The organism is Candidatus Doudnabacteria bacterium (genome assembly GCA_037200925.1).
Lineage (GTDB): Bacteria > Patescibacteriota > Doudnabacteria > UBA920 > O2-02-FULL-48-8 > JBDTSL01.
Genome location: JBBCGO010000001.1, coordinates 477,933 through 499,628 on the forward strand (window position 1 = coordinate 477,933; position 21,696 = coordinate 499,628).

Consider the following 21,696-nt stretch of genomic DNA (forward strand, 5'->3'; position numbering starts at 1 on the left):
TTTATTGGTATTTTTTATTTCTAAAACTAAAAAATGTGCCATCATTATAGCACATTCAGTCAAAAAATCAAAAAAATAATTAACCTCTTTAGTAACTCCCCCTTCCTCCGCCCTCTTAACTAGAAGAGGGCGGGGCAGGGTGAGGGGAGTTAAAATTAAGCGGCGGAGGAGTTACGGGATACGGCTACTGCGCTATTCCGCCGTCATCATAGGAAGCAAGATCAGAACTGCTCAACCGAATTATCTTATTCAGCGACAGCTTCATGTTCCGGAATACCGCCATAGACGGTATTCCGAGTTTGGCATCACCCGAAACTATATAAATAGTGGACCCGCTGTCGCGGATGAGAGTGTTGTCAGGATAACCCATGGCCCGTCCCAGGTTATCAGCAGTCATCACATCAGAACCGATGATCTGAACGTCGGAAAATTTCAGCCCGCGCGACAGGAACACTGATCCTGAGGTGAACGGCCGGAATTTTCCGTCGGATGCCATGAACACGGTTTTGATATCATCAGCTTTGACCAACATACCGTCAGCAGATGTTATCGCGCCCAAAACCTGGCCTGGGGCTGGAACTATGACAGGAGTCGCAGCCGAAGCTGGAGATGGAGTCGAAGCTGCCACGGGAGGCAAAATACCGTTCCCGCTGCCGCCCCCTCCTCCTCCGCCACCGCCGCCGCCGGAAATAATATTTGCGGCAAAGCTTGCGGCGATCGTGTGATCTAACTTAACGCTACTGAATGTGTAGCTTGCGACTGCGCCGACAGAAACGCCGTCAGCCAGAACATCGGCCACATGAAAACCGGAACTGGGACTGATAGTGAAAGTTTGATCCATGCTATCATTGACCGAGACCGGACCGACAGGAGAAATAGAGCCATTCGTGTCAGCTGCAGCTGTGATAGTATGCGCTAATTGCGAAGAAGAAAGAGTGAGATTATCGAACAGGAAACCTTTGCCCAGATCTGCCGCAGTTGCAGCGCCGCTTTCGCGGAATTCAACTGTCTTGATGATGCGCGGAGTGGGTTCAGTCGCAGATTCGCTGTCAAACACATAATAATTCTCCCAGCTGGTGCCTGTGTGGACAAGTGCTCCGTCAATATATACTTTCACAATATCATTGGACGGGCCGTCCAGCATATCCATCGTAAGTTTTATCGTATGCGGCGACGTCCTTGTCAGGTCCGTTGCAATTTGAGTCTCCACAAAATTAGCCGGGTTTGTAGCGCCCTGCACATCGTCAAAGAAAACATTGATGCCAGCTGTGCCGTCTTCAAACCGCAGATAGCTCATGCGCGAGCCGTCCCCGCGGTCAGGCGATAATGAAACATGCAAACCGGGCTGCATAGCAGCTTGCGTTGAAGCCATATCAAACTGCATTTCAAAATGATTTTGTTTGGTTCCCACAGGAAATGCTCCGTTAGTAGAAGCAGTCTCCCCTACAGAGTCAGCCAAAGGCTTGGCAAATGTCTGGTCGCCGAATCCGCCTGAGGTCACAGCGTCCGAGATGCGGAAGGTTTGAGTGCCGAAAGATGCATAGCCGTACGTGTTCGCAACCACTGACTGATCATATGCTCCGATAGCTTTCCAGCCGTCCTGTGCGTTGATGGTTCCGGGTGCATAAGTTTCAAAATTAATGGCATTGCTGTCTGCATGCGATCTGTTCGCCGCAAAAAAACCGCCTAGGACCAATGCGGCGATGCTGAAGACGCTGATGCTAATTCTCAAAGACCGGGTTTGGGTTGTCATTTTGTTTGCTTTCAATTACGTTTTTTCTACCTCTTTATCGTATGCGTTGCGCAAACAATATGATACGAACGGATCGAACATAAAACCGCCGACTTCCGGCGGTATTTATGGATAGTATGGCTTTCCCTACTTCGGGCGGATGTCTTCCCTTCTCCCTCTGGGAGAAGGTGGCCGAAGGCCGGATGAGGGATTATGTCTTAAGCATATCCAAAATCCTCTCTGCGACTCCTTCAAGATTATTGTTTATTTCGTTGTTCCAGATCCGTAACACCTTGTAACCAAGTTTATTGAGGTACTTACCTCTTTCAATATCTTTGTTAGCATTCTCAGGTTGATTGTGTTGCCCTCCGTCTATTTCTATGACCAGTTTATATTTATAGCAGCAAAAATCAGCAATGTATTTGCCGATCACGAATTGCCGGCGGAATTTATAATCATAAAATCTTCGGCTGCGAAGCAAATACCAAAGTTGATTCTCTTCCGGAGTTGAAGTTTTTCTCAGCTTCCTCGCCAGTTTTGTAATATTTTCTTCTTGCATCAAACCCCTCACCCGCCCCTTCGGGGCACCCTCTCCCGTTGGGAGAGGGTAAATTAGATTTAATTAATTATATCAAACGAAAACATTTTTGCTCATGAGCAGAGTCATGAGCAAATAAAAACCCGCCTCTGGATTGAGGCGGGTTTTTGCTCGATTCACCCTCCCACCAAAATTTGGTGGGAGGGTTTATAGTTTCGAGAAACTAACTGCTTATCTCTTAACTAACTATGGGTTAGTTGTGCAATGACCAAGTCTGAGTTGGGTAATTGAAGAGGTAAGTGTGATTTGGACCCACGCCGCCAGTAAACGCTGTTGGGTTGCTGCCCGCGGTATCAAACCACGAGAAGTTGTCTGCAACGGTAAGCGTGGTCGTGATGCTGGAAGTTCCAGCTGCGCCCAAGGTACCGGTTGTAGTTCCGAACAACGTGAAGGTTGTCGCGGAGGTAACCTGGTAGTTAGCCGGGAAGACGCAGGTATCTACTGCAGGAGCAGTACCAACAACGGTACAAGTAACGCCTGCAATGGTAGTGCTGCCAAGAGCAAGTCTTGTAGATGTGGTAGTAGCTGCAGGGGCCACGATAGTGCCCGAAGGAGATATCGAGAACTCGAGCTTGCCGACTGCAATAGGACCTTTGGCGTTCGGTGTGATGGTCACATCAAAGAGATGGTTTTCACCAACCAACAATCCGGCATTGCTCGTGGTTGTCACGGAAAGGATCGGAACTGAGCCAACCATGTTCATGGTATTGGCTGCAAGCGGGGTCAACCCTCTGGTGAGAGTGCTGCCGCCTGAGGTGAACCTCACATAGCTCAACAGCAGTGTTGAGAGTGAGCCGGAAGCAACACCATTCGTGCCAACCGATGCATAGGTCGGCAGGGCGTTCACAAAGATACCGCCGCCGCCGTTTGGAACAGCAATGGACAAACCGGTCAGATAAGCTGTGCCGGCAATCGTTGCAGCTTCTGTTCCGGTATGAGTTCCGGCAGGAAGAGTGCGCAACACGCTGGCGTGAGTGGCATCAATCACAGAAAGTACTGTGAAGTCTTCCGGAGCAACTGAGGCAACCGTAATCACAGAACCAACGCCCAAGTTCGCGGTTGAACCGAGAACTAATGCGTTAGTAATATTGCTTACTACTTCGCCCGTAAGATGCGCAATAGCAACTGTGCCATTGAATCCGCGGACAACAGTAAGAACAGCACCAGCTACGTTTGTAACCAGCATTTGTTCAGCGGCACCACCAGCTGTAGTAACAGTGATGTTTGCGCCAGAAACAATACCGGCGCCTGAAGTCACGGTTACAGTGGTCGTTACGCCATCAATACCGCCATTAAGCGTGGTATTGGCTGGGTTTGCAGCAACAGCTGTGGTCAGCGTTGTAGCAGCCGGAGTTGAGACAACTGCGGAAGAACCGCCAACTTTGACTGAAGCTACGGTGTTAGGAACAGCTCCTTTGACCGCGAATTTCAGTTCGGAAAGATTGGCTGCGCCGCCGGTTGAAACGAAGTTGAAGGAATTAGTGCTACCGTCAACAGAACCGCCGGAGGCAGCAATGTATTGCTGAGGTGTTGAGCCGGAGGAGGTGAAGGTCGGTGTGCCCAAAGCACCTGAAGTCAGAGTGATAAGCTGGCCAACTGTGGCTGCAGCCGGGGTCAAACTGACATTGGAGCTTGCGCCCAGAGCAGTCGGCAACAAGGTGGCCCTGAATTGAGAGCCGGTGCTGTCAGTGCTGGTGTCGGCAAGAATGCCAATGGTGGTTGAACCGCCCGGAGGCAGAGTGAAGTTAACCGAGAAGTTGTTGGCAGCTGTCGGGTTGATAGGTGTAGAACCTGAGCCCGAAGTTTCCGTAGTTCTCAAGTTAGAGAAGTTGGTCAGAGCAGGGAAAACACCTGATGACGCAGTGTTCGTCAGCACAGTAGTACCGTCAGCTCGGGTCAAACCAACTGAGAGGTTGGTGACGCGGACTCCTTCTGAGGAGCTGTTGTTCTGCATCGTGAACTCAGCAATCTTCACACCAGAGGTGTTCGGATTGGCGTTCTGGTCTGCATAAGAGCTCTTGGATACTGAGAGAGTGCCGGTCTGAATGGTCAAACCGGAAGTGGTCAGGGTGCTGGCTGGCAGGACATTGGTCGTGTTCAGCGAGCTTAGGCCCTGGGCTGAGGAAGAACCGAACAAGATAGCGGATGTAACAGTGCCTGCAGTGTAATTGGCAAAGGCATTGTTCTGCATGTCTGCGCGGATTTCCAACCAGCTGTCAGTGCCGGCAGGAGCGATCATGGAAGAACCAAGAGTGTAGGACAGGGTACCTGAACACCAGTTTTGGCTGGAACCGACCTGGCCAAGAGTGGTCAAGCTGGAACCAAAGTACAAAGCTACGTTGTTCAAGCCATTGGCAGTGTTGCCAGGACAGCCGCCAGCCTGAGCCGGTATTGTACCGCTCAAGCCTGGTTGGATCACCAAAGTCATAACTTTGATGTCTTCACCATAAGCATGCAGTCTGAACCGGCCGATGACCGCATTGGTCGCTCCGCCGGTGACATTGGTCAAGGACTGGAAAGTAGGATCGATAACAGCGCTCAATGTGCCCTGGCTGATCAAAACGCTGGCTGCCGTCAGAGGCGAGAAAGCAGCGTTATTGACAGTTGGGGAAACGTTCACATTCAACTGGGAATCGGTAACCGTGAAGTCTGCTGAGTTCTGCAAAGCGAACTGAACCGTGCGGTTCGAGCCTTTTTGCACATCAGCGCGGACTTCAAGCGTGGTAGTGCCGGGTTGGCAGAAGAGGTGGCGCGGCATTGAGGTCAAAGAACACAAAACCGTTGACCACAGCAACAGGACTGCCTATCGGTGCGCCATTAACGTACAACTGGATATTGGATAGCGCATCAAAAGGAGCGGAACCAATAAGCTGAAGCTGTAAGCTCTTGAAGTACACGGAATGGGTATTGACCTGGACCGGGATCTGCCAGAACGAGTAACCGGTTGAACCGGCATTTACGGTCGGGGTGCCTGTCGGGGTCAGAGAAGCGCTGGTGAAGTTAACGCCAGCCAAGAGACCGGTACCTGAGGCAATGGTGAACAGGTTGCCCTGGACATTGGCATTGGTCATAACTGAATCGCCACTAAGCATAAACCCAACCAGGGTCATGCCAGAGTCTGGCCTGCAGTTGCAGTGGAGGCAATATCAGCCTTGACCGCAAGCGTCTGCGGGCCGCTGATGGCGAGGTTCAGGTTATTGAATGTAACTAAGCCATTGGTGTTAATGGAAGCGGCATCAGTGATGCGCTGGGTGCCGCGATACAGGTAAACATTGTTTACAGCTGTATTGGTGGACACGCCCGGTGCGCTGCAGAGTGATCTGCGAAACTGTGCCGGTGCCATTGAACAAGGGGTGCAGCAAGTCGGCGCTGGCCTGGCCTGCGACGATACTGCCGGCAGCCGGGTTGTCAGAAGCGAGGCTTACTGAAACCGAACCTGACGGTGGAGGAGGAGGATTGAAGCCTCCGCATCCGGAGAGCAGGACTACGACACCGGTTTGAGGCAAAGCCAAGTCAGCCGCGTTGGCTGCTACGACTTTGGCCAGTGTCATGCCGTGGGATGCGAACACATCCATTGACGGGTAACCCATGCGGCCGGTGGATGACATAAGCCAAACAGTTCCATTGCTGAGAACTGTGACGCCGGCTGGATGAGCGGAAACTGTGTCGTTCATGTTTGCGCCTGTTGGCAGGTCAGCAAAGGTGTTGAACGGAGCAGATTGGACGTTGGAGAAGCTGTAGCCGCCGCCGCTGAAAACAGCGCCGGAAGTAAAGCCTCTTTTTTGTCCGCTTGTAACGAGATAAACGAGTGGGTCGCCTGGGCCTTTAACTAAAGTGCCATCGGCGTAGACCATAATAGGACCTACTGGCAAAGCTAGATCTTCCGCACTTGCCTGGCTAAGCTGACCAAAATTGTAGCCATAGGATTGGAAGACTTCAGCTGACGGGAATCCGCGTCGTGTGCCGCCGGTAATGAACCAGGCGGTGCCATTTGAGATCACTATACAGCCATCTGTATGAACCGCTGCGGAAGCGATAAGAGGAGCAGAAAGCATGGCGCTCCACAGTAAAGTGGAAACGGTCAGGCCGACTGCAACAGCTTTCCGAGCGTTTGAAGATAATTGCATTGTATTCTCCTGTTTATAGGTAAGCTTTCGGGATCAGGATTAATTATTCATATGAGACAATCAATCCCTAACCTATAAAACGAACCTGTAAACATGTTTTGATTAATTTTTTATCCCGATATACGGGAATATTTTGTCCCGATATACGGGAACATGGAACTAAACGCCTGTCCGTCTAACGGGACATTTAAAGAAAACAAAGACCGACCATCCAGCACCAGTTTTCGGTTATAATTACTTGGTTTAGACTGCTTCGCTTCGCTCGCAGATTCGAATTTGCGAGGAAGCCGCAAGGCTGACGAAGCAATCTATAATTATGTTAATTATTTAAGCCAAAAACTGGGGCTGGAACAGTGCCTTATTTAGGCAATTTTAATTCCATTTGTTAAGACGCACGTTTGCATAGTCAGTTACAGATAAAGTGTTGATAACACCATATTGCAAATGACTTTGCAAACATCGATGAATTTCGCTGGGGTTAGCCAATATTCGCAAAATAAAACAACCGCGATCTATTGAACCGTGGCAGTTATAATGCTTATTATTCGGCTGACTTGTAAGAGATTTTCATCGAGTACAAGCATTATGGATTAAAAAAACATTTTTGTCAAGCAAAAATAATGCTAACTTATCGCATCTGCAAGCAACCGTAGGTTGCGCGGCAGTCTAAATCAATTGTCATTCCGGACCCGATCCGGAATCCAGAAATAAAGCTTTATGCTGGATCCTGAAACAAGTTCAGGATGACATATTCGGGATGACATAAAATTGATTGCTTTGTCGTGGACAATTGGCTGACTTCTCGCAAATTCAAACGTTTTCTGTTAAAATTGCATTTGAACTAAGCGGGATTTTTTTGCGGGTGTTGTATAACGGTATTACCTCAGATTTCCAATCTGATGACAGGGGTTCGACTCCCCTCACCCGCTCCAAGGAATGGTTCGTCAGGTCATTCGACCTGACGCCCGGTCGGATGACCGGGCGATTCCCGCATCCCGCTCCAAAATAAGGGAATTTTAATTTATCCCCAACCAACCTGATAGGTGTTGATAGTTCTAAACTTATTATCCACAATTTTTCAAAACAATCTAAATCGTCCCACTTTCTGCTCGTACGAGCAAAAATCGGTATCGAATTACTGGCATTTAAAATTGTTCGATCTTGCCGGCAACAATTGAAATGTTAGAATCTATTTTTAATTCTTCGGCAAATTCCTTAAGTTCATCGAAAATCTGAAAAGGACTGATAAAAACGCTTTTTTGGATCTGGGTGTAGCCGTGCCTGATAAGATAACGCCGGAAGTTATCCCTGGCCCTATGCTTTTCCTCGGGAATATCAAACATGATGATCGTAGACTGCCCATCTGTTCTGTTCATTTTTACTAGCGGCTTTTGACGCAATTTTTTCGCTTTGTCGGTCAGGATATATGCAGAGCCGTCGTGTTTTCGCACCTTTGTAACCAAGCCGTTCTTTTCAAATCTTTCAAGTCTCCGGTAATAGGTCGTTCTGGGAATTCGGTGAATTTTTAATTTCCCATAAGGCGTAAAAACGATATCCTCTATTAAGAGGCCCAAGTCCTCTGCCATGGCAAACATTTCTACTGCAATTTCATAGGCAAGCTCTTTATTGTTCATGAACCTATCGTACCACTTTCTGCTCGGTCGAGCAAAAAATGGTACTCGAGATATCTAAAATATATCTAAATATGTGTTATAGATTTATTCTTCCTGGTCGGGGTGCTGGGAATTGAACCCAGTCTACCTGCTCCCAAAGCAGGCGTACTACCGGTATACGACACCCCGTCGTCTCAGCCGGCAGACGCTTCGCGATTTTGCTTTGCAAAATGCGCTACGGTCTGCATGCTGCTCCTCTCAATTTCAAATGCCATAAACTACCCTTGTCAGCATTTGAAATTGTAAAAAAACAACTTAACTGCTCTATTATACAAAAATTCGGTTGTAATTAAAACCCCCGAATCCGCCAGACGGCGAACGGGGGTTTTTGCATATAATAATTTTAACTCGGCATGGAAGTCCGGACGGCTTCTTTCAGATTTTTGCCGGCGCGGAACTTCGGGACCCTGGTGGCCGCGATCTGGATCTTCTGCTCCGGGTGCTGCGGATTCACGCCCATGCGGGCCGAGCGGCTGGAAACCATGAAAGCGCCGAAGCCCGAAATATTAACTTCCTGCCCGTTCTTCAGAGCATCGGTTATGACTTCCACGAATCCATGCAGGATCTTTTCCGCTTCGCTTTTGCCCACAGCCAGTTTGGCCGCCAAAGTATCTATCAATTCTTGTTTGTTCATAAACTTTTATTCCGCAGCATTAACTTGACTAGAATATAGCAGAAAGCCAAATTTAAGGCAAAACTGCCGGCCAAAAACCACAACCACTGCCTGCTTGTATTTACAGGCGTTGGATAGGATAAAACAGGCCCAGCGGCAACTGCGGCAATTTCGTTCGAGCCGCTGACTATGCCGGTGGAATCTGCTTGTGACTGCGAATCAACACTTGCGACTGCAAGCCGATCTTGGCGGATCGGTTCGGAGATCGTTGAAGACGTATTAACTTTCTTAACCGGAACAGCGGCTGCAGCCAAAGCTATTTGATTGGCGGCTCCAGGGGTCAATTTGACGCTCCAGGCGTAAGTGCCGTCCGCAGTTAAATTGTAAGATTGCTCGGGAGGCGCATCCTCGTATTCCACTGCCGCCACCGAAACTTGCTTGGGATCTGTCAGGCTGACTGTTTCCTTGCCGGTATTGTTGAGCGAAATATTGCTTTCAGATTTAGGGATGACCAAATAGCCGCTTGCGGGAATTGTAACTGACAACTTATAACTTGTAGCACTGTCAGCTATCTTAAATCCTGTCAGATCCACATCTTCCGCACCCGGGTTAAATAATTCTATGAATTCCTCCTGCTGGCTCTTTCTTAATGGTTCAGGAAAAAGTTCGTTAATGAGAATTGAGATCTGCTGCGGTTCTGGTACCGATTCGGACCGGATATTCGCGGCATTGGGCGTTGGGTCGCCCCAAACCCATTTGCCGTTCACAAAAGCGCAGCTTAGATCTTCTGCGGCATTTTCATACGCCACCGAATCGATCAAAACATTATTTTCATTGAACAGACGTACCGTATCGGAAGTGTTATTCAGGCTGAACTTGCCTGCCGGAATGACCAGCACGGCAAAGCCTCCGGGAGAAACTATCGGGCTTTGGATCTTGTAGCTTGATGAACCAATATCACTGCCGACCAACCCGTCATCCAGAGTCCAATTATGCAAATATACCGGCTCAGTTCCATTATTTGTAACCTCCACCCACTCCGCACCGGAATCAGGACCTGCAGGGTTGGGAAAAATTTCATTGATCTTTATCAAAGTTTGCGCAGCCGCAGTAATTCCGGTCTCGGAACTTTCTATGAATTGATTGGGCTCGCCTTTGGTCGGGAATTGTGTCCAGGCATAGATCCCGTCCGTTTTCAGAGCATAGGCAATGTCAATTTTCGCACTGTCATTGTAACTGACCTGCTTGAATAAAGTTTTACTCGGCCAAAATATTCTTAAATTATCACCTCCGGTATTATCCAGCACAAAAGCCGAGTCTGGCAGATCGATGGCCAAATAACTCTTGGCCAAAACGGAAACTCCGGCAGGAATAGTATAGGCGGAAGAGCCGATAGAGCCGTCGGCCGATTCATCATCAATGATCCAGCCGCCCAGATCCACATCAGCGGGCGAGTTATTGTAAAGTTCCACCCACTCCGCTCCCGCATCAGGACCGTCCGGATTCGGCAGGAATTCTGAGATCAAAATATCGGATGAATAAACCGGCATTGCCTGACCTCCGCCGCCTGACTGCTGCTGATCATCAGCCGGCGGGCTGGGCGGTGGTGGCGGTGGCGGAGGTTCAGCAGGAGGCGGTTCCGCGGGTGGCGGCTCGGCAGGCGGGGGCTCTACGGTAATTGCCGGCACAGCCGGGCTTTGTGAATTCCTCGGATGAGCGGTGGCTTGCAGAAAAAAATCAGCGGCATTGTTATTGGTATCAGCGCCATTGCCAAGGTCAGCTCCCGGCATTCGTTCCAGACTCTGATTCGCCGCAGGATTGGAAGCGAACGCCGATGCTTCCACAAATGCATTTGCCGCCAATCCCCATGCAACGCTATCAATGATGGTGCCCGTATCCTCTGCGCCACTGCGTAGCGCCACGCCATTGTCATCCGCAATACTGCCCGTGGTCGCAACATCAGGCGTTGCCGCGATATCCGTAAAAGAAGAATTGGCCCACAAATAAAATCCATGCGGATGCACGATCGTAGAGTCAGTCCAGGATTTCAGAGAGGTGTCAGTCGTGCCGGTCTTGGTTCTTTTTACCAGGCGCATGCCGGACAGGTCAATATCGGCTGATGTGGGATTATATATTTCCACAAAATCATTAGTGGTTTTCCCGGGCCCGCCGGTTGTCTGCACCTGGCTGATGACCAGGTGGTCCGCATCAGCAAGCGCCAGCAATGGAAAAAATAAAATACAAACGGGAGCAATCATGAAAAAAATATATCGAATTCGCTTTATCATAAAATTATTGTAGTCAGCCGATTTATCGGCTATTAATTAATTATAAAAATGCTATAAACAATTCGCGAGTCCCAAAACCGCATCTGCGAGCGACCGCAATTCCTAAGCCTAGTTTAGGCGGTTGCGTGGCAGTCTAATCTAAGGATTAGATTGCTTCGTCGCTGCGCTCCTTGCAAATGCGTCATATTCACGTGGAATTCTAATCCAAGTCTTCATAAAGATCTTTCCAGTCTTTGTTAAGACTTTCTATTAATTTTACTTTGTCATTTCGAGACCCTGCTTTGATTTGTTTTTCTCGATTAAGTGCTGACTCTAAATCACTATAAACTTCATAATAAATTAATTTGTTGATATTATATCGCTTTGTAAAACCTTCGACCAGTTTTTGTTTATGCTCCCATATCCGTTCTTTCAAACTCTTACCGGTAGAACCGGTATATAAAACAGTATTTGTATAATTTGTCATTATGTAAACAAACGATAACTTGTCTTGCATAGATTAGATTGCTTCGGAGCAATGCTCCTCGCAAATTCACCTAAATAATTCTGACAGGGATAAGATTTTTCGAACATAAAAGCGCCTTATGCTTTAGGCGCTTCTTTTTCTTTATCTTCTTTTGTTTCTTTCTCCCGGGCTTCCCCTGCCAGCTTCTCTTCTTCCGGCAGCTGCTTGTAGAGGGTTCCCATCACTCCGTTGATGAACTTGCCGCTGCTCTCCCCCCCCGAAAGCCTTGCCCAGCTCCACCGCCTCATTGATCACCACTTTCGGCGGCACCTCTTTGCTGAACATCAGCTCGTAGATCCCCAGTCTCAGGATGTTCCGGTCAATGACCGTGATCTGCTCCAGCGGCCACTCCGGGGCCGTTTTGACGATTATCTTGTCAATGTCCTCCAAGTGCTTTTCCACTCCGTTTATCAGCTCAAAAATAAAAGCGGGATCATCGAGCCCGGGCGCAAACTGTTTGACGTTGAATTCCGTGATCGCCAAAAGCGGCCTTACGCGCTCGTTGAAGTCCCACTCATATAAAGATTGCATTGCCACCGTGCGGGATAAATGCCTGTTGGCCATACTACTTCTTTGCTTTCTTGACTTTGACCTTGATCACTTGGCGGCCTTTGTAGTAACCGCAGTTCTTGCAAACTTCATGGGGCAAAGTTGGAAAATTGCAATTCTTGCAAACCGACAATGCGGATGCTTTCAGATGATCGTGCGAGCGTCTCTGATTCCGGCCCGACCGGGTTTTATGCTTCTTTGGAACTGCCATATTTTTTCGTTGAATTATTTAAAATTACTATAGATGTATAACATAAAAGACCATTAGGGTCAAATAAAACCCCACACCAAAAATTTTGGTGTGGGGTTAAAAAAATTCTCAAATATCTGTCGGTGAACAGGAGTTTCTGACATTTTGTAAACAAAATTTCAGAATTCACCGACAGATAACTGAGAACTTTGGGAAACGGGCGGGGAATGACAGTCGATGTTGACTGACTTACTCATTCCCCTTCTTGCGCGTAACTTTTGGCTTAACCCACCAATCCAGCACAAGGCTGGCTATCAAAGCGGGGATGCCGAAGGCCAAAATAACATTGGCTAACTCCTTCATATTGGTGCCTCCAAGTAGTTTTTGAAGCGGGGCTGGGATCCCGCTTCTTTTGGTGTTTGCAACTACTTCTGATCCTCCGGTAAAAAATCTTCAAACCAGAGATAGATGCGGTCGAGCCAAATGGTCATTCGGCGGTAGATGCGCGAAGACGTGAATCTGGGCAGACGAACGACGACGATTGTGATCATGCTCCACTCCGTCAGAAACTAAGTTTCCGGGTTTCCGAACGCCGAGTGTACGAGCGCCGCCGGTTCGGGAGTATTCTAACCCTTTTCTCTCTTGCGTTCAAGCAGGAGGAACAGGGTAAAATTACTTTCCGATCCTCTGGATCCAAATTGATTTGGGTCCAGGGGAAGGGAGCAGGCTGGAAAACGGGTTCAAGCCTGCTGTCTTGGGGTTTGTTTTGGCGGGTTGCATGTCACATCTCCAGCTGGTCGAGCCAGTCCTGAAGGTTCCGCTCAGCCCGCGCCTTTATCTGGCATAGCCGGCATTCCGCGATGTGGTCAAACATGAGACGCTTGACCTCGCCAAATGCCGAGCGGACGGGCTTGCCGGTCCTTACTGATTCGACATAGTCGGTCACCTCGTCGTCCGTCATGCACCGCTCGCCATGGTATTCCATCTCTCACCTCAAGGTCTGCTCAGGCAGACATTGGCCAACTGCACGGGAAGTTTGTTGCATAATTCTTCCTTGTGCGCGGCCAGATACCCCAGGCCGACGGCGGCGATACCTACGGCAATAAAAATGATCATGATGACCAGTAATTGCCTATCGGTGAGAGGCTTCGGGTCTTCTTCATCATTCGTCATGATTCACCTCTTCACGGGTTGCGAATCGAGCTCGTTTTGAACCTTGCGGCGGCGGATATTGCAACCGGCGCACGGTTTCGCCCTGTCATCCCCATTCAAGTGCACTAATATCCGGGCGTTGTCTTGCATCGAGAAACCAGTAGCGTCGTCGAAGGTCCTCACACCACAAAATACCTCAATCTCCGCCAATGTGAGACACTTGCCGCCATAGACCATCTTCATAAATCCTCCTAAAACTTTCCGTTTTTTCCGTACAACTCCTCTGGATCCAAATCGCTTTGGGTCCAAGGGAATGGGGATGTCTTTCTTGGGAAGACATCCGGTTAAAATTCATGGCTCAAGACCATGCGCAAGCGCTATGCCTGCGGTTTCCTCCTTAATCCTTGTTGGCCACTCGAGTCCAATTGTTCGAGCCGCAGTTTGTGCAGGTCAGCCAGCCCTTTTTCCAAATGAAAGGTTTTTTGGACTTACATTTGGGGTTGAAGCACTTCCGCAAATCTTCGGAAAGGGGCTCCAGGGATTTGATCTCCAATGCGCGAATGAGCTGAGGCTCTGAGACTACCTCATGCGCTTCGTCAGAGGAAAAAAAGACGTAATATAGCTCTATCCCCGCGAAGGAAGTAATCGCCTTGTTCGCCCGGGCCATTACAATAACATCGCCTGCTTCCTCGGTGCCATCGAGCAAGACACAATTGTATTGTGCCTGCTCGTCCCATTTAATTTCCACATGTGCCTCACGCGCCATATGCGCTAACTGAGCTGTTTACAAAAAATTGCTGACCTTAGAATTTGATTTTCGCCAGGATAATGCCCCACAACATGAGGATCAAAGCTAAGATCATCATGATACCGAGCATCTCCGGGTAAAGCGGCAAGCCCGTGATCATCAGGAACAATCCGCCTGCACTCTTGTAGAACACGAGCATCAACACGACGTAGACAGGCAATGTGACAAGAACGTAGCCGATCGTTTTACGAACCATGTGGACCCTCGTGCTTGGGAAACTCTTTTGCGGGAGCTTGATTGCTTGCCCACAACTCTGAATGCTTAGTGAACTTTACGGGGCAAATAGATATCCGTGTTACAACTTTTAAGTATTCAGAATAGTGGGAGCAATTCCTTTGTTTTCACAATTGAATGTACTTAACTGTTATAGGTTCGAGACTGATATTCAGTGATTCTCTCTTAACTTTAGTTAACTACACTCGCATTCTAGAAACAAATTTATTCAATTTTTTCTTTCGTTTTGTTCTTACATTAAGAAACAGGATTCCGATCCTCTGAACTCCATTCTCCGCGAAATTAATGGCGGATGAAGTACAAGGGAAGAGAGAACTGTTGGCGGGCAGTTCTTTTGGTGCTCTATTGAGCAACCTAATGTTTATTAATCCGGCCGCCAAGCCGTTTTTTTTTGTGAACTCCTTTTATTGTTGCGGGCTGCGGATGAGCATCGCGATGGCACAAATGGCCAAGGCCAGCACGATTCCGGTGAGCGCTATGACGTGCGTGCCGTTCTGTTCCAAGAACAGCCATTGAAACATTCTATCGTTCATTCTGTACTTCTTTCTTGCTGTGACAAGGGACCCATATTACCTTACAAAGATAATGATCACTACGTCTGCAAACAATACGATGGCAAATATCACCATGGCACAATTGAGCGAAAGGTTGACGTACCCATCAATTTTAGTCCGATTCAGCTTCATGTCACCTTCTTGACTTAAACTAGGAAAGAACTCGGGAATTATTTCCCTTCCAAAATCTTCTAGCTTTAGAAAACTTAGGAAGAGGCGAGACGGTTATTGACTGTCTCGCAAACTTCGCACACACGAACTTCCTCCTGTAAATTATCTATCCGCGCATCGCATGAGTCGACCAGTACTCGATTGCTATTGCGAATTGCTCGGCGGTATACCAGTCAGAATATGTCCCACCGGGTAGGCCCAGCATGTCGCGAGCCATGGCCACCGGATGCATGGGTACCCGTTCTTCGGCTGGACATGCGTCGAATGAAATGATCTCCCACTCGTGATCGCCGACGGGCCCGTGATCTTTATCTAGAGAATCGCGGTGACGGATAACGATATCCACCACACCCTTAGCCGGCATCTTCACGCCGCCGAGTGCGGTAACTACGAGAAGTTTACTCTCACCATCTCGGCGCGCTTCGAAAGTTGCCTTTAAAGGCGTTTCGTCCGTTACTTCGACGACACTTGTGAAAAACCCTTTTGACGAAACCGGGACATCCTTCTCTCCTTCGCGATACCCGTTAGAAGCGGATTTGAAGCGTTCTTCGACCATAGCGATGAGAGTCTCCCAACCGCCTTCAAAATGCGAGAACCGCGATTCCGGAGTCTGTCTTTTCACGAATTCTCCGATGCCGATCAATTTCATATCACCCTCACTATTTAGCTAGGAGCCAAAGAACTCGGGAATTATTTCCCTTCCAAAATCTTCTAGCTTTAGAAAACTTAGGAAGAGGCAGGCTTGAAAACGGGTTCAAGCCTGCTGTCTTTGTTTTGGCGGGATTCCCGATCGATGCACGGGAGCTAACGGTTTTGAGTCTGATCGAGAAAGAGATAGGTGCGAAAGTCATCCGACAAGCGCACGTATGGTGACAGCTTGCGCGCCAACTCTTCAACGTTATCGATTCGCGGCGGCGTGGCACCGATCCAGAAGATCGTGCCGTCCTTCTCTTCGCCGTTCTCCTCGTAGATGTCGATGCGCTCGCCGTCTTCATCGATCATGTAGATCTGGCCGAAATACGACTGCAGCGGCGGATCCCATCCGACCAGCGCCTCGGTCTTGCTGTCTATCTTCAAGATATACTGGGACATTCTAACTCCTCCTATTTACCGCAGATTGACTTCATCGCGGCGTAGACCGATTGCTCCTGCTTCGTATCGAGCGAACGAAGCGGAAGCAACGTCGGCTTCTGGCGGTAGAACTTCACCGCCTGACAGATCACAAGCCACCCGAGAGCGAAGACGATAAATGCTGTCATGCTGACCTCTTTTTGAATTGAGTATTTTGTTTCGGCGATACTGGGTGCTATCAGGCAAGTAACGGGCTAAAGTTTATTTGACCCCCTTAAACCTGATAACAGCCCAACATTCGCGGAAACAAATGAGAAAATTACTAATTTCTAATATCTAATTTTTAATGTTCTCTTCTTTGAATCCAAATTGTTTTTAGATTCAAGGGAGAGAGAACTGTTGGCGCAGTTCGTTGTGGTTGCTACTGATGAGCAACCGGTGTGTAGAACTTGCGGCCGCCAAGCCGTTTGTGACTTCCTCCGTTAACCTCGAGTAGCTTGTCTCTGTCGCTGCATATACCGCTCTTTTCGGTACCGCCGACTTGTCCAAGCAAGCTGAAATTCAACTCGGTTGCTCACTCGAACGACATGGTATACGGCTTTGAGTTCCAATGCATCATCCTTTCGTCTCAATGCGTGGTTCTCAAAAACCCCGAACTCTTGGTGACCGTTAACCGCGGCCCAGAGGCAGTGTGACGTCTCGGCTGTCGTGTACGTAAATCCATCATGGTGTTCCGCGAGATACTCGCCGAATGCTTCGGTGGTTTTGAACACGACGCGATCCTTAATGATCTTAACGTCATCGCCGTGGATTTCCCGAACGGCCTTGATCTGGCCGAGCGACATCTTCTGACGAGAAACCCAATAAATCTTCTCCATCTGAACCTCCCCACCTTTTAGGTGAGAGAAACGAACTGTCATTACTTCCACGATTCTGGGTGCTTAAGCATGATTGCTTGAGGACAAATGTTGATTTTTCCTGCTAAATCAAGATAAGCCCCCAGAATGGTGGAAACAAAAAATGGTCCCGCAGGACCATTAAATTGCTCATACTTACTCGGTCCTGAACGAATAAGTACTATTATTCATATTGGTAAGGTAATAGTCAATTGTACACTTAAATGCCGGTTTTGTCAAGCCTTATACCCAGCTTTATGTCAATAAAGGCTAATATTAGCCAAAAAAGAAATTATTAAAGGCTTAGATTGGCCAAAAAGGTTATGCTGGTATGGTTTGATTATAATAATCGAGGATCGAATTTGCGAGGAGCGTTAGCGACGAAGCAATCTAATCATTGGAATAGATTGCCGCGTCGGCCTACGGCCTCCTCGCAAATACGAAAAAGACTAGGCCTAAACCTAATCTTTTCTATTTTCTACTTACTATTTTCTTCTCTTAATAATCCATTCCGCCCATGCCTCCCATGCCGCCGCCCATTGGAGGGGCTGACTGCTTGGGCTCAGGCTTGTCCACGACCACTGCTTCAGTGGTCAGAAGTTCGCCGGCCACCGATGCGGCGTTCTGGAGCGCAGTACGCGTGACCTTCACCGGGTCAATGACGCCTGCGGCGATAAGATCTTTGAGGCCTGAGCGCCAATTGTTCGCATCAAACGATCCGAAATCAAATCCGGTGTTGCTGTCGGATCTTTGGACCTCAGAAAGCACGGATGATTCGGAAAGTCCCGCGTTCATGGCAATTTGCTTTAAAGGCACTTCAATTGCGCGGCGCACGATCATGACCCCGATCTTTTCCGCGGCTGTCACCGAATTGCCGAAGTCTTCCAGCTGGGGCGCGATCTTTGCCAGGGCTGCGCCGCCGCCGGCGACGATCCCTTCCTCAACCGCGGCCTTGGTGGCATTGAGCGCATCTTCAATTTTGAATTTCTTTTCCTTCATTTCCGTTTCAGTGGCGGCTCCGACTTTGATCACGGCCACGCCTCCGGCCAGCCGGGCGAGCCGTTCCTGCAATTTTTCCTTTTCATAGTCGGAAGTGGAATTCTTGAGTTCGGTCTTGATCTGCGTCACGCGGTCTTCGATCTTTTTCTTGTCGCCCGCGCCGTCCACGATCGTGGAAGTTTCTTTATTGGCGATGACCCTGCGCGCCTGGCCCAGCTGCTGCAGAGTTGTGGTTTCCAGTTTCAGTCCCAGTTCCTCGGTGATGACTTCGCCGCCGGTCAGCACGGCGATATCCGCCAGCATTTCTTTTCTGCGGTCGCCGAATCCGGGAGCTTTGATCGCCAGAGCATTAAAACTTCCGCGCAATTTATTGACGATAAAAGTGGTCAAAGCCTCGCCTTCAATATCGTCGGCGATAACAACCAGATCCTTTTTGCCGCTCTGCGCCACTTTTTCCAAAAGCGGCAGGACATCCTGAATGGAGGAGATCTTTTTATCAGTGATCAAAATATACGGATTTTCCCAGATCGCTTCCATGCGCTCGGGATTGGTAACCATGTAGGGAGCCACAAATCCTTTATCGAACCGCATGCCTTTTACCACTTCTTTCTGAAGCCCGATGGTCTGGCCTTCCTCAACTGTGATGACGCCGTCCTTGCCGACCTCGTTCATAGCCTCGGCAATGAGCTTGCCGACTTCCGGATCCAAGGATGAGATAGTAGCCACTTGCGCGATCTCTTCCGAGGTTTTTACGTCTTTTTTGACCTTCTTCAGCTCGTCAACGACGAAAACCACGGCTTTATCAATGCCGCGCTTGACCGACAGAACATCCGCCTGATTGCGCAATTCTTTCCAGTGGTAGAGAATGGCTTGCGCCAAAACCGTGGCCGTGGTCGTGCCGTCGCCGGCCACATCATTGGTTTTTTCCGCCACTTCCAGCAACAGCTGCGCCCCGACGTTTTCAAATTTGTCTTCCAGCTGGATCTCCTTGGCGATGGTCACGCCGTCATTGGTGATGGTCGGGCTGCCGTAACCTTTGTCCAGGATGACGTTGCGGCCCTTGGGACCCAAAGTGACTTTGACGATGTTCGCCAGCTTGTCCACGCCGATCATTATTTTTTCACGAGCATCAGATGAGCTCAAGATCATTTTTGCCATATTAGTCCACTATCCCGAGGATATCCTCGTCTTTAAGAAATTTATATTCTACTTTGTCCATTTCGACCTCATCGCCCGAATATTTGCCGAACAGGACCTTGTCGCCGACCTTCAGCTGGAGTTTCTTTATTTTTTCGCCGTCCCCGATGGCCGCAACTATGCCCTGCTCTTTCTTTTCTTTCTCGGCCGTGTCCGGCAAAACTATGCCGGACTTGGTGACTTCCTCGCTCTTGATAGGCTTGACCAGAACCCGGTCGCCTAAGGGTTTGATGTTCATATATTTCCTTTCTTGAATAAAAAATGCCCCGAGGCATTTTTTATTTTTTTCGCTGGTTTATTATATAACTTTACGGCAAGCTTTGCAAGAGCCTAAAAATTCAATTACAATATGCTTACTAAGGGGGGCTAGCATGGAAAAAATCTTTTTCGGATGGACCCATCGGAACAGTACCGGCAAAACCATCTGCTTCACAATAATGCTTGACGAGGCCGATATAACACGCGTCGCCGAAATGGTTGCGCAAAAACCAGAAAGCGGCTTCGTCAATCTCCGTGCACAAATCCAGATCGAACCGGTCGAGAAACAAACTGGTAAAAATGCTGAGATGGACGAGATGTTGGTAGGCGGATCTTAGGTTCGCCTTTTTTTTATCTTTTCCAGTTCTTCAATGTATCTGTAAGCGATCTCTGCGCGCACGTCATAGCCGTGGAGTTTCAGCATGTCGGCATTGGCCACAGTGGTGGAAGCTGCAACCCTGTTCTCGGGAAGTCGGAAAGTATGGCTGATATGGATGCGGGCCAGGAGCGGTTCAATCAAAGCTGCGGGGATCGAGAGCAAAAATTCCAAAATAAACCTAATGACCTTGATTGCGGTATGCGGTTCTTTAATCGTATTCAGCCGCAAAGCCGGCTCGAAATTCGGAAAATAAGTTTTGATCCAGGAATTTTCTTTCATAAAATATTCATATTCCGTTTGGTTCAGGATCGGCCGCATACTAGCCAGCCAAAAAACCAAATAAGGATCTTCCGGTTTGATCAGCAGCGGTTGCAAATTTTGACGGTTTTGAGAAACGAAAAAACCGAAGCAGAACCGGTCTTTGATCCGCTGCCGGGTTTTGTACACACCGAGCAGGCGGAATAGAACGATGATCACGGAACGGACAAAATACAGCCGGTTGGGTCTGCTGACCACAAAAAAATCAATATCAGAATCACTGTCAGCCGTGCCTAAGGCCAAACTGTTGATCACCGAGATCTGGCGGACAAACGGCAAAACAGCCAGCCAATGAAAGTATTTGTCGATCTTCCGCCATTTTTTGGTTAATTCCAGCTGATTGGCGTTGTGTCGGCCCAGATCCCATTTTTTCAGCGCGAACAAATTGCCTTCCTGGATGATCTGATCGTTAGCTGCCAAAAATGAAAGCATTTTATCAACGTCTCTTTGGGTCGATCTTACTCCCAGAAGTAATTCATAAACCCTCTTCCCGGAAAGCGGCAGATTATACAAACTGAAAAATGCCAGAGTTGAAATTACGGCTTCGGCTAAGTTTTGTTTTTCTTTTGTCTCAACTGCTAAATCCTGCGGCATCGATCTCCTTCCACTCGTCGTTATAATCGTCCCATTTGTACGCTTTGATCTTGTGTGAAAATTCAGTTTCTGAAAAAGTGTATTCAGTTCGAGCCGACTTTCCCTGCTGGTGCGAATAAATTTCCCGCTTAGATAAAACAACCGGCTTGGATTCCCGGGTTAATTTAACTTTGCCCATGGGCGTAGGAAAAATTAAAACTTCGATTTTTCCCTGCTTCACCGGGCCGTCTGCTGAATCCATGGTCAAATCCTCAAAGTGCTCGTCTTCCACTTTGAATTTACGGTGCAATTCTTCTTTCAGCGCTTCCCATTTTTCGTCCTGCATGGTATTATTTCCTCTTTTCTTCTCCCCTTGCGGGAGAAGATGCCCGGAGGGCAGATGAGGGGTGAATAAGATTCAAAAGAATCTTTTCAAGGACTTTTTTAGGATTCCGGTCTAAATCGCTATTCCAAAATCTAAGCATTTTAAATCCTTGCTTTCTCAAATATGTTTCTCTTTCTCTATCCATAATTATATTAACAGATTTATTATGCGGACTGCCATCTAATTCAATAATTAAGCGTTTTCGGAAACAACAAAAATCGGCAATATAGTTGTCAATTCTAACCTGCCTGCGGAATTTAAATCCAAATAGTCTTCGATCTTGTAGCCAAAACCAGAGTTTTTTCTCTTGAGTGGTTTGTCTCTTTCTTAAATTCCTGGCTATATTTACACGCTCTTTCATTCACCCTCACCTGTCGCGTTCCGCGACATCCTCTCCCGTCAAGGGAGAGGAAAAATTGAAATTGC

Annotated in this window: 29 protein-coding genes and 2 tRNA genes; 2 read left to right on the top strand and 29 right to left on the bottom strand. The window is 48.3% G+C overall.

The features are described 5' to 3' along the window. Nucleotides 1-184 precede the first annotated feature (184 nt). The 6 genes from WDN47_02775 to WDN47_02800 form a co-directional block, all read right to left on the bottom strand. Nucleotides 185-1,732, bottom strand: a complete 1,548-nt coding sequence (locus WDN47_02775) for a hypothetical protein (protein ID MEJ0021486.1) — start codon at nt 1,730-1,732, stop codon at nt 185-187. Nucleotides 1,733-1,943: 211 nt separating this feature from the next. Next, nucleotides 1,944-2,291, bottom strand: a complete 348-nt coding sequence (locus tag WDN47_02780; protein MEJ0021487.1) for an endonuclease domain-containing protein — start codon at nt 2,289-2,291, stop codon at nt 1,944-1,946. 232 nt (nt 2,292-2,523) lie between these two features. Continuing rightward, nucleotides 2,524-5,088 carry a hypothetical protein gene (locus WDN47_02785; GenBank protein ID MEJ0021488.1) on the bottom strand — a complete coding sequence of 855 codons (2,565 nt, stop codon included), beginning with the start codon at nt 5,086-5,088 and terminating at the stop codon, nt 2,524-2,526. Next, on the bottom strand, nt 5,045-5,422 hold the full coding sequence (locus WDN47_02790) for a hypothetical protein (protein MEJ0021489.1): 378 nt from the start codon (nt 5,420-5,422) through the stop codon (nt 5,045-5,047). The genes WDN47_02785 and WDN47_02790 overlap by 44 nt, the downstream gene beginning before the upstream one ends. 14 nt (nt 5,423-5,436) lie before the next feature. Next, a complete protein-coding gene (locus tag WDN47_02795) occupies nt 5,437-5,628 on the bottom strand; it encodes a hypothetical protein (GenBank protein MEJ0021490.1) in 192 nt (63 codons plus the stop codon). Then, nucleotides 5,567-6,457, bottom strand: coding sequence for a hypothetical protein (locus WDN47_02800; GenBank protein ID MEJ0021491.1), 891 nt, complete (start codon nt 6,455-6,457; stop codon nt 5,567-5,569). Before WDN47_02800 ends, WDN47_02795 begins: the two co-directional genes overlap by 62 nt. A gap of 858 nt (nt 6,458-7,315) precedes the next feature. On the opposite strand from WDN47_02800, the gene WDN47_02805 reads away from it, so the two are divergent. Next, a tRNA-Gly gene (locus WDN47_02805) sits at nt 7,316-7,389 on the top strand. Nucleotides 7,390-7,602: 213 nt separating this feature from the next. Here the strand turns inward: WDN47_02805 and cas2 are convergent. The 20 genes from cas2 to WDN47_02905 form a co-directional block, all read right to left on the bottom strand. Continuing rightward, nucleotides 7,603-8,091, bottom strand: a complete 489-nt coding sequence (gene cas2 / locus WDN47_02810) for a CRISPR-associated endonuclease Cas2 (GenBank protein ID MEJ0021492.1) — start codon at nt 8,089-8,091, stop codon at nt 7,603-7,605. 94 nt (nt 8,092-8,185) lie between these two features. Next, nucleotides 8,186-8,259: transfer RNA gene (locus tag WDN47_02815), tRNA-Pro, on the bottom strand. Nucleotides 8,260-8,473: 214 nt separating this feature from the next. Next, entirely contained in the window at nt 8,474-8,764 is a 291-nt protein-coding gene (locus WDN47_02820) for an HU family DNA-binding protein (GenBank protein MEJ0021493.1), read from the bottom strand. Continuing rightward, nucleotides 8,761-11,031 (bottom strand): lamin tail domain-containing protein, encoded by a 2,271-nt coding sequence (locus WDN47_02825; protein MEJ0021494.1) that lies wholly within the window; start codon nt 11,029-11,031, stop codon nt 8,761-8,763. The genes WDN47_02820 and WDN47_02825 overlap by 4 nt, the downstream gene beginning before the upstream one ends. A gap of 199 nt (nt 11,032-11,230) precedes the next feature. Next, the gene (locus WDN47_02830; GenBank protein MEJ0021495.1) at nt 11,231-11,527 is read right to left on the bottom strand and encodes a GIY-YIG nuclease family protein; all 297 of its coding nucleotides are present in this window, start codon (nt 11,525-11,527) and stop codon (nt 11,231-11,233) included. A gap of 111 nt (nt 11,528-11,638) precedes the next feature. Continuing rightward, nucleotides 11,639-12,100, bottom strand: coding sequence for a transcription antitermination factor NusB (gene nusB / locus WDN47_02835; protein MEJ0021496.1), 462 nt, complete (start codon nt 12,098-12,100; stop codon nt 11,639-11,641). Between the two features lies 1 nt (nt 12,101). Beyond that, nucleotides 12,102-12,296: a 50S ribosomal protein L32 gene (gene rpmF, locus WDN47_02840; protein ID MEJ0021497.1), complete on the bottom strand. Its 195-nt coding sequence runs from the start codon at nt 12,294-12,296 to the stop codon at nt 12,102-12,104. Nucleotides 12,297-12,700: 404 nt separating this feature from the next. After that, a complete protein-coding gene (locus WDN47_02845; GenBank protein MEJ0021498.1) occupies nt 12,701-12,826 on the bottom strand; it encodes a hypothetical protein in 126 nt (41 codons plus the stop codon). Nucleotides 12,827-13,056: 230 nt separating this feature from the next. Further along, nucleotides 13,057-13,236 (bottom strand): hypothetical protein, encoded by a 180-nt coding sequence (locus WDN47_02850; GenBank protein MEJ0021499.1) that lies wholly within the window; start codon nt 13,234-13,236, stop codon nt 13,057-13,059. 32 nt (nt 13,237-13,268) lie between these two features. Further along, nucleotides 13,269-13,448, bottom strand: a complete 180-nt coding sequence (locus WDN47_02855) for a hypothetical protein (protein ID MEJ0021500.1) — start codon at nt 13,446-13,448, stop codon at nt 13,269-13,271. 3 nt (nt 13,449-13,451) lie between these two features. Next, nucleotides 13,452-13,670, bottom strand: coding sequence for a hypothetical protein (locus WDN47_02860; GenBank protein MEJ0021501.1), 219 nt, complete (start codon nt 13,668-13,670; stop codon nt 13,452-13,454). Between the two features lie 154 nt (nt 13,671-13,824). Then, nucleotides 13,825-14,193 carry a hypothetical protein gene (locus tag WDN47_02865; protein ID MEJ0021502.1) on the bottom strand — a complete coding sequence of 123 codons (369 nt, stop codon included), beginning with the start codon at nt 14,191-14,193 and terminating at the stop codon, nt 13,825-13,827. A gap of 37 nt (nt 14,194-14,230) precedes the next feature. Next, nucleotides 14,231-14,431: a hypothetical protein gene (locus tag WDN47_02870; GenBank protein MEJ0021503.1), complete on the bottom strand. Its 201-nt coding sequence runs from the start codon at nt 14,429-14,431 to the stop codon at nt 14,231-14,233. A 442-nt stretch (nt 14,432-14,873) separates the two neighbouring features. Further along, the gene (locus WDN47_02875) at nt 14,874-15,002 is read right to left on the bottom strand and encodes a hypothetical protein (GenBank protein MEJ0021504.1); all 129 of its coding nucleotides are present in this window, start codon (nt 15,000-15,002) and stop codon (nt 14,874-14,876) included. Nucleotides 15,003-15,300: 298 nt separating this feature from the next. Further along, on the bottom strand, nt 15,301-15,843 hold the full coding sequence (locus WDN47_02880; GenBank protein ID MEJ0021505.1) for a DUF3228 family protein: 543 nt from the start codon (nt 15,841-15,843) through the stop codon (nt 15,301-15,303). A gap of 155 nt (nt 15,844-15,998) precedes the next feature. After that, entirely contained in the window at nt 15,999-16,286 is a 288-nt protein-coding gene (locus WDN47_02885) for a hypothetical protein (protein ID MEJ0021506.1), read from the bottom strand. Nucleotides 16,287-16,297: 11 nt separating this feature from the next. Continuing rightward, the gene (locus WDN47_02890; protein MEJ0021507.1) at nt 16,298-16,453 is read right to left on the bottom strand and encodes a hypothetical protein; all 156 of its coding nucleotides are present in this window, start codon (nt 16,451-16,453) and stop codon (nt 16,298-16,300) included. 294 nt (nt 16,454-16,747) lie between these two features. Further along, nucleotides 16,748-17,143 carry a hypothetical protein gene (locus tag WDN47_02895; protein ID MEJ0021508.1) on the bottom strand — a complete coding sequence of 132 codons (396 nt, stop codon included), beginning with the start codon at nt 17,141-17,143 and terminating at the stop codon, nt 16,748-16,750. 516 nt (nt 17,144-17,659) lie between these two features. Then, nucleotides 17,660-19,318, bottom strand: coding sequence for a chaperonin GroEL (groL, locus tag WDN47_02900; protein ID MEJ0021509.1), 1,659 nt, complete (start codon nt 19,316-19,318; stop codon nt 17,660-17,662). A 1-nt stretch (nt 19,319) separates the two neighbouring features. Next, nucleotides 19,320-19,595, bottom strand: coding sequence for a co-chaperone GroES (locus tag WDN47_02905; protein MEJ0021510.1), 276 nt, complete (start codon nt 19,593-19,595; stop codon nt 19,320-19,322). Nucleotides 19,596-19,728: 133 nt separating this feature from the next. Here WDN47_02905 and WDN47_02910 point away from each other — a divergent pair, with 133 nt between their 5' ends. Continuing rightward, on the top strand, nt 19,729-19,953 hold the full coding sequence (locus WDN47_02910; GenBank protein ID MEJ0021511.1) for a hypothetical protein: 225 nt from the start codon (nt 19,729-19,731) through the stop codon (nt 19,951-19,953). Here the strand turns inward: WDN47_02910 and WDN47_02915 are convergent. The 3 genes from WDN47_02915 to WDN47_02925 are packed head-to-tail and all read right to left on the bottom strand — an operon-like array spanning nt 19,950 to nt 21,631. Continuing rightward, a complete protein-coding gene (locus tag WDN47_02915) occupies nt 19,950-20,906 on the bottom strand; it encodes a hypothetical protein (protein ID MEJ0021512.1) in 957 nt (318 codons plus the stop codon). The genes WDN47_02910 and WDN47_02915 overlap by 4 nt on opposite strands. Further along, the gene (locus tag WDN47_02920) at nt 20,884-21,231 is read right to left on the bottom strand and encodes a hypothetical protein (protein MEJ0021513.1); all 348 of its coding nucleotides are present in this window, start codon (nt 21,229-21,231) and stop codon (nt 20,884-20,886) included. Before WDN47_02920 ends, WDN47_02915 begins: the two co-directional genes overlap by 23 nt. A gap of 4 nt (nt 21,232-21,235) precedes the next feature. Then, complete coding sequence (locus WDN47_02925; GenBank protein MEJ0021514.1) at nt 21,236-21,631, bottom strand: endonuclease domain-containing protein; 396 nt, start codon at nt 21,629-21,631, stop codon at nt 21,236-21,238. Nucleotides 21,632-21,696 lie beyond the last annotated feature (65 nt).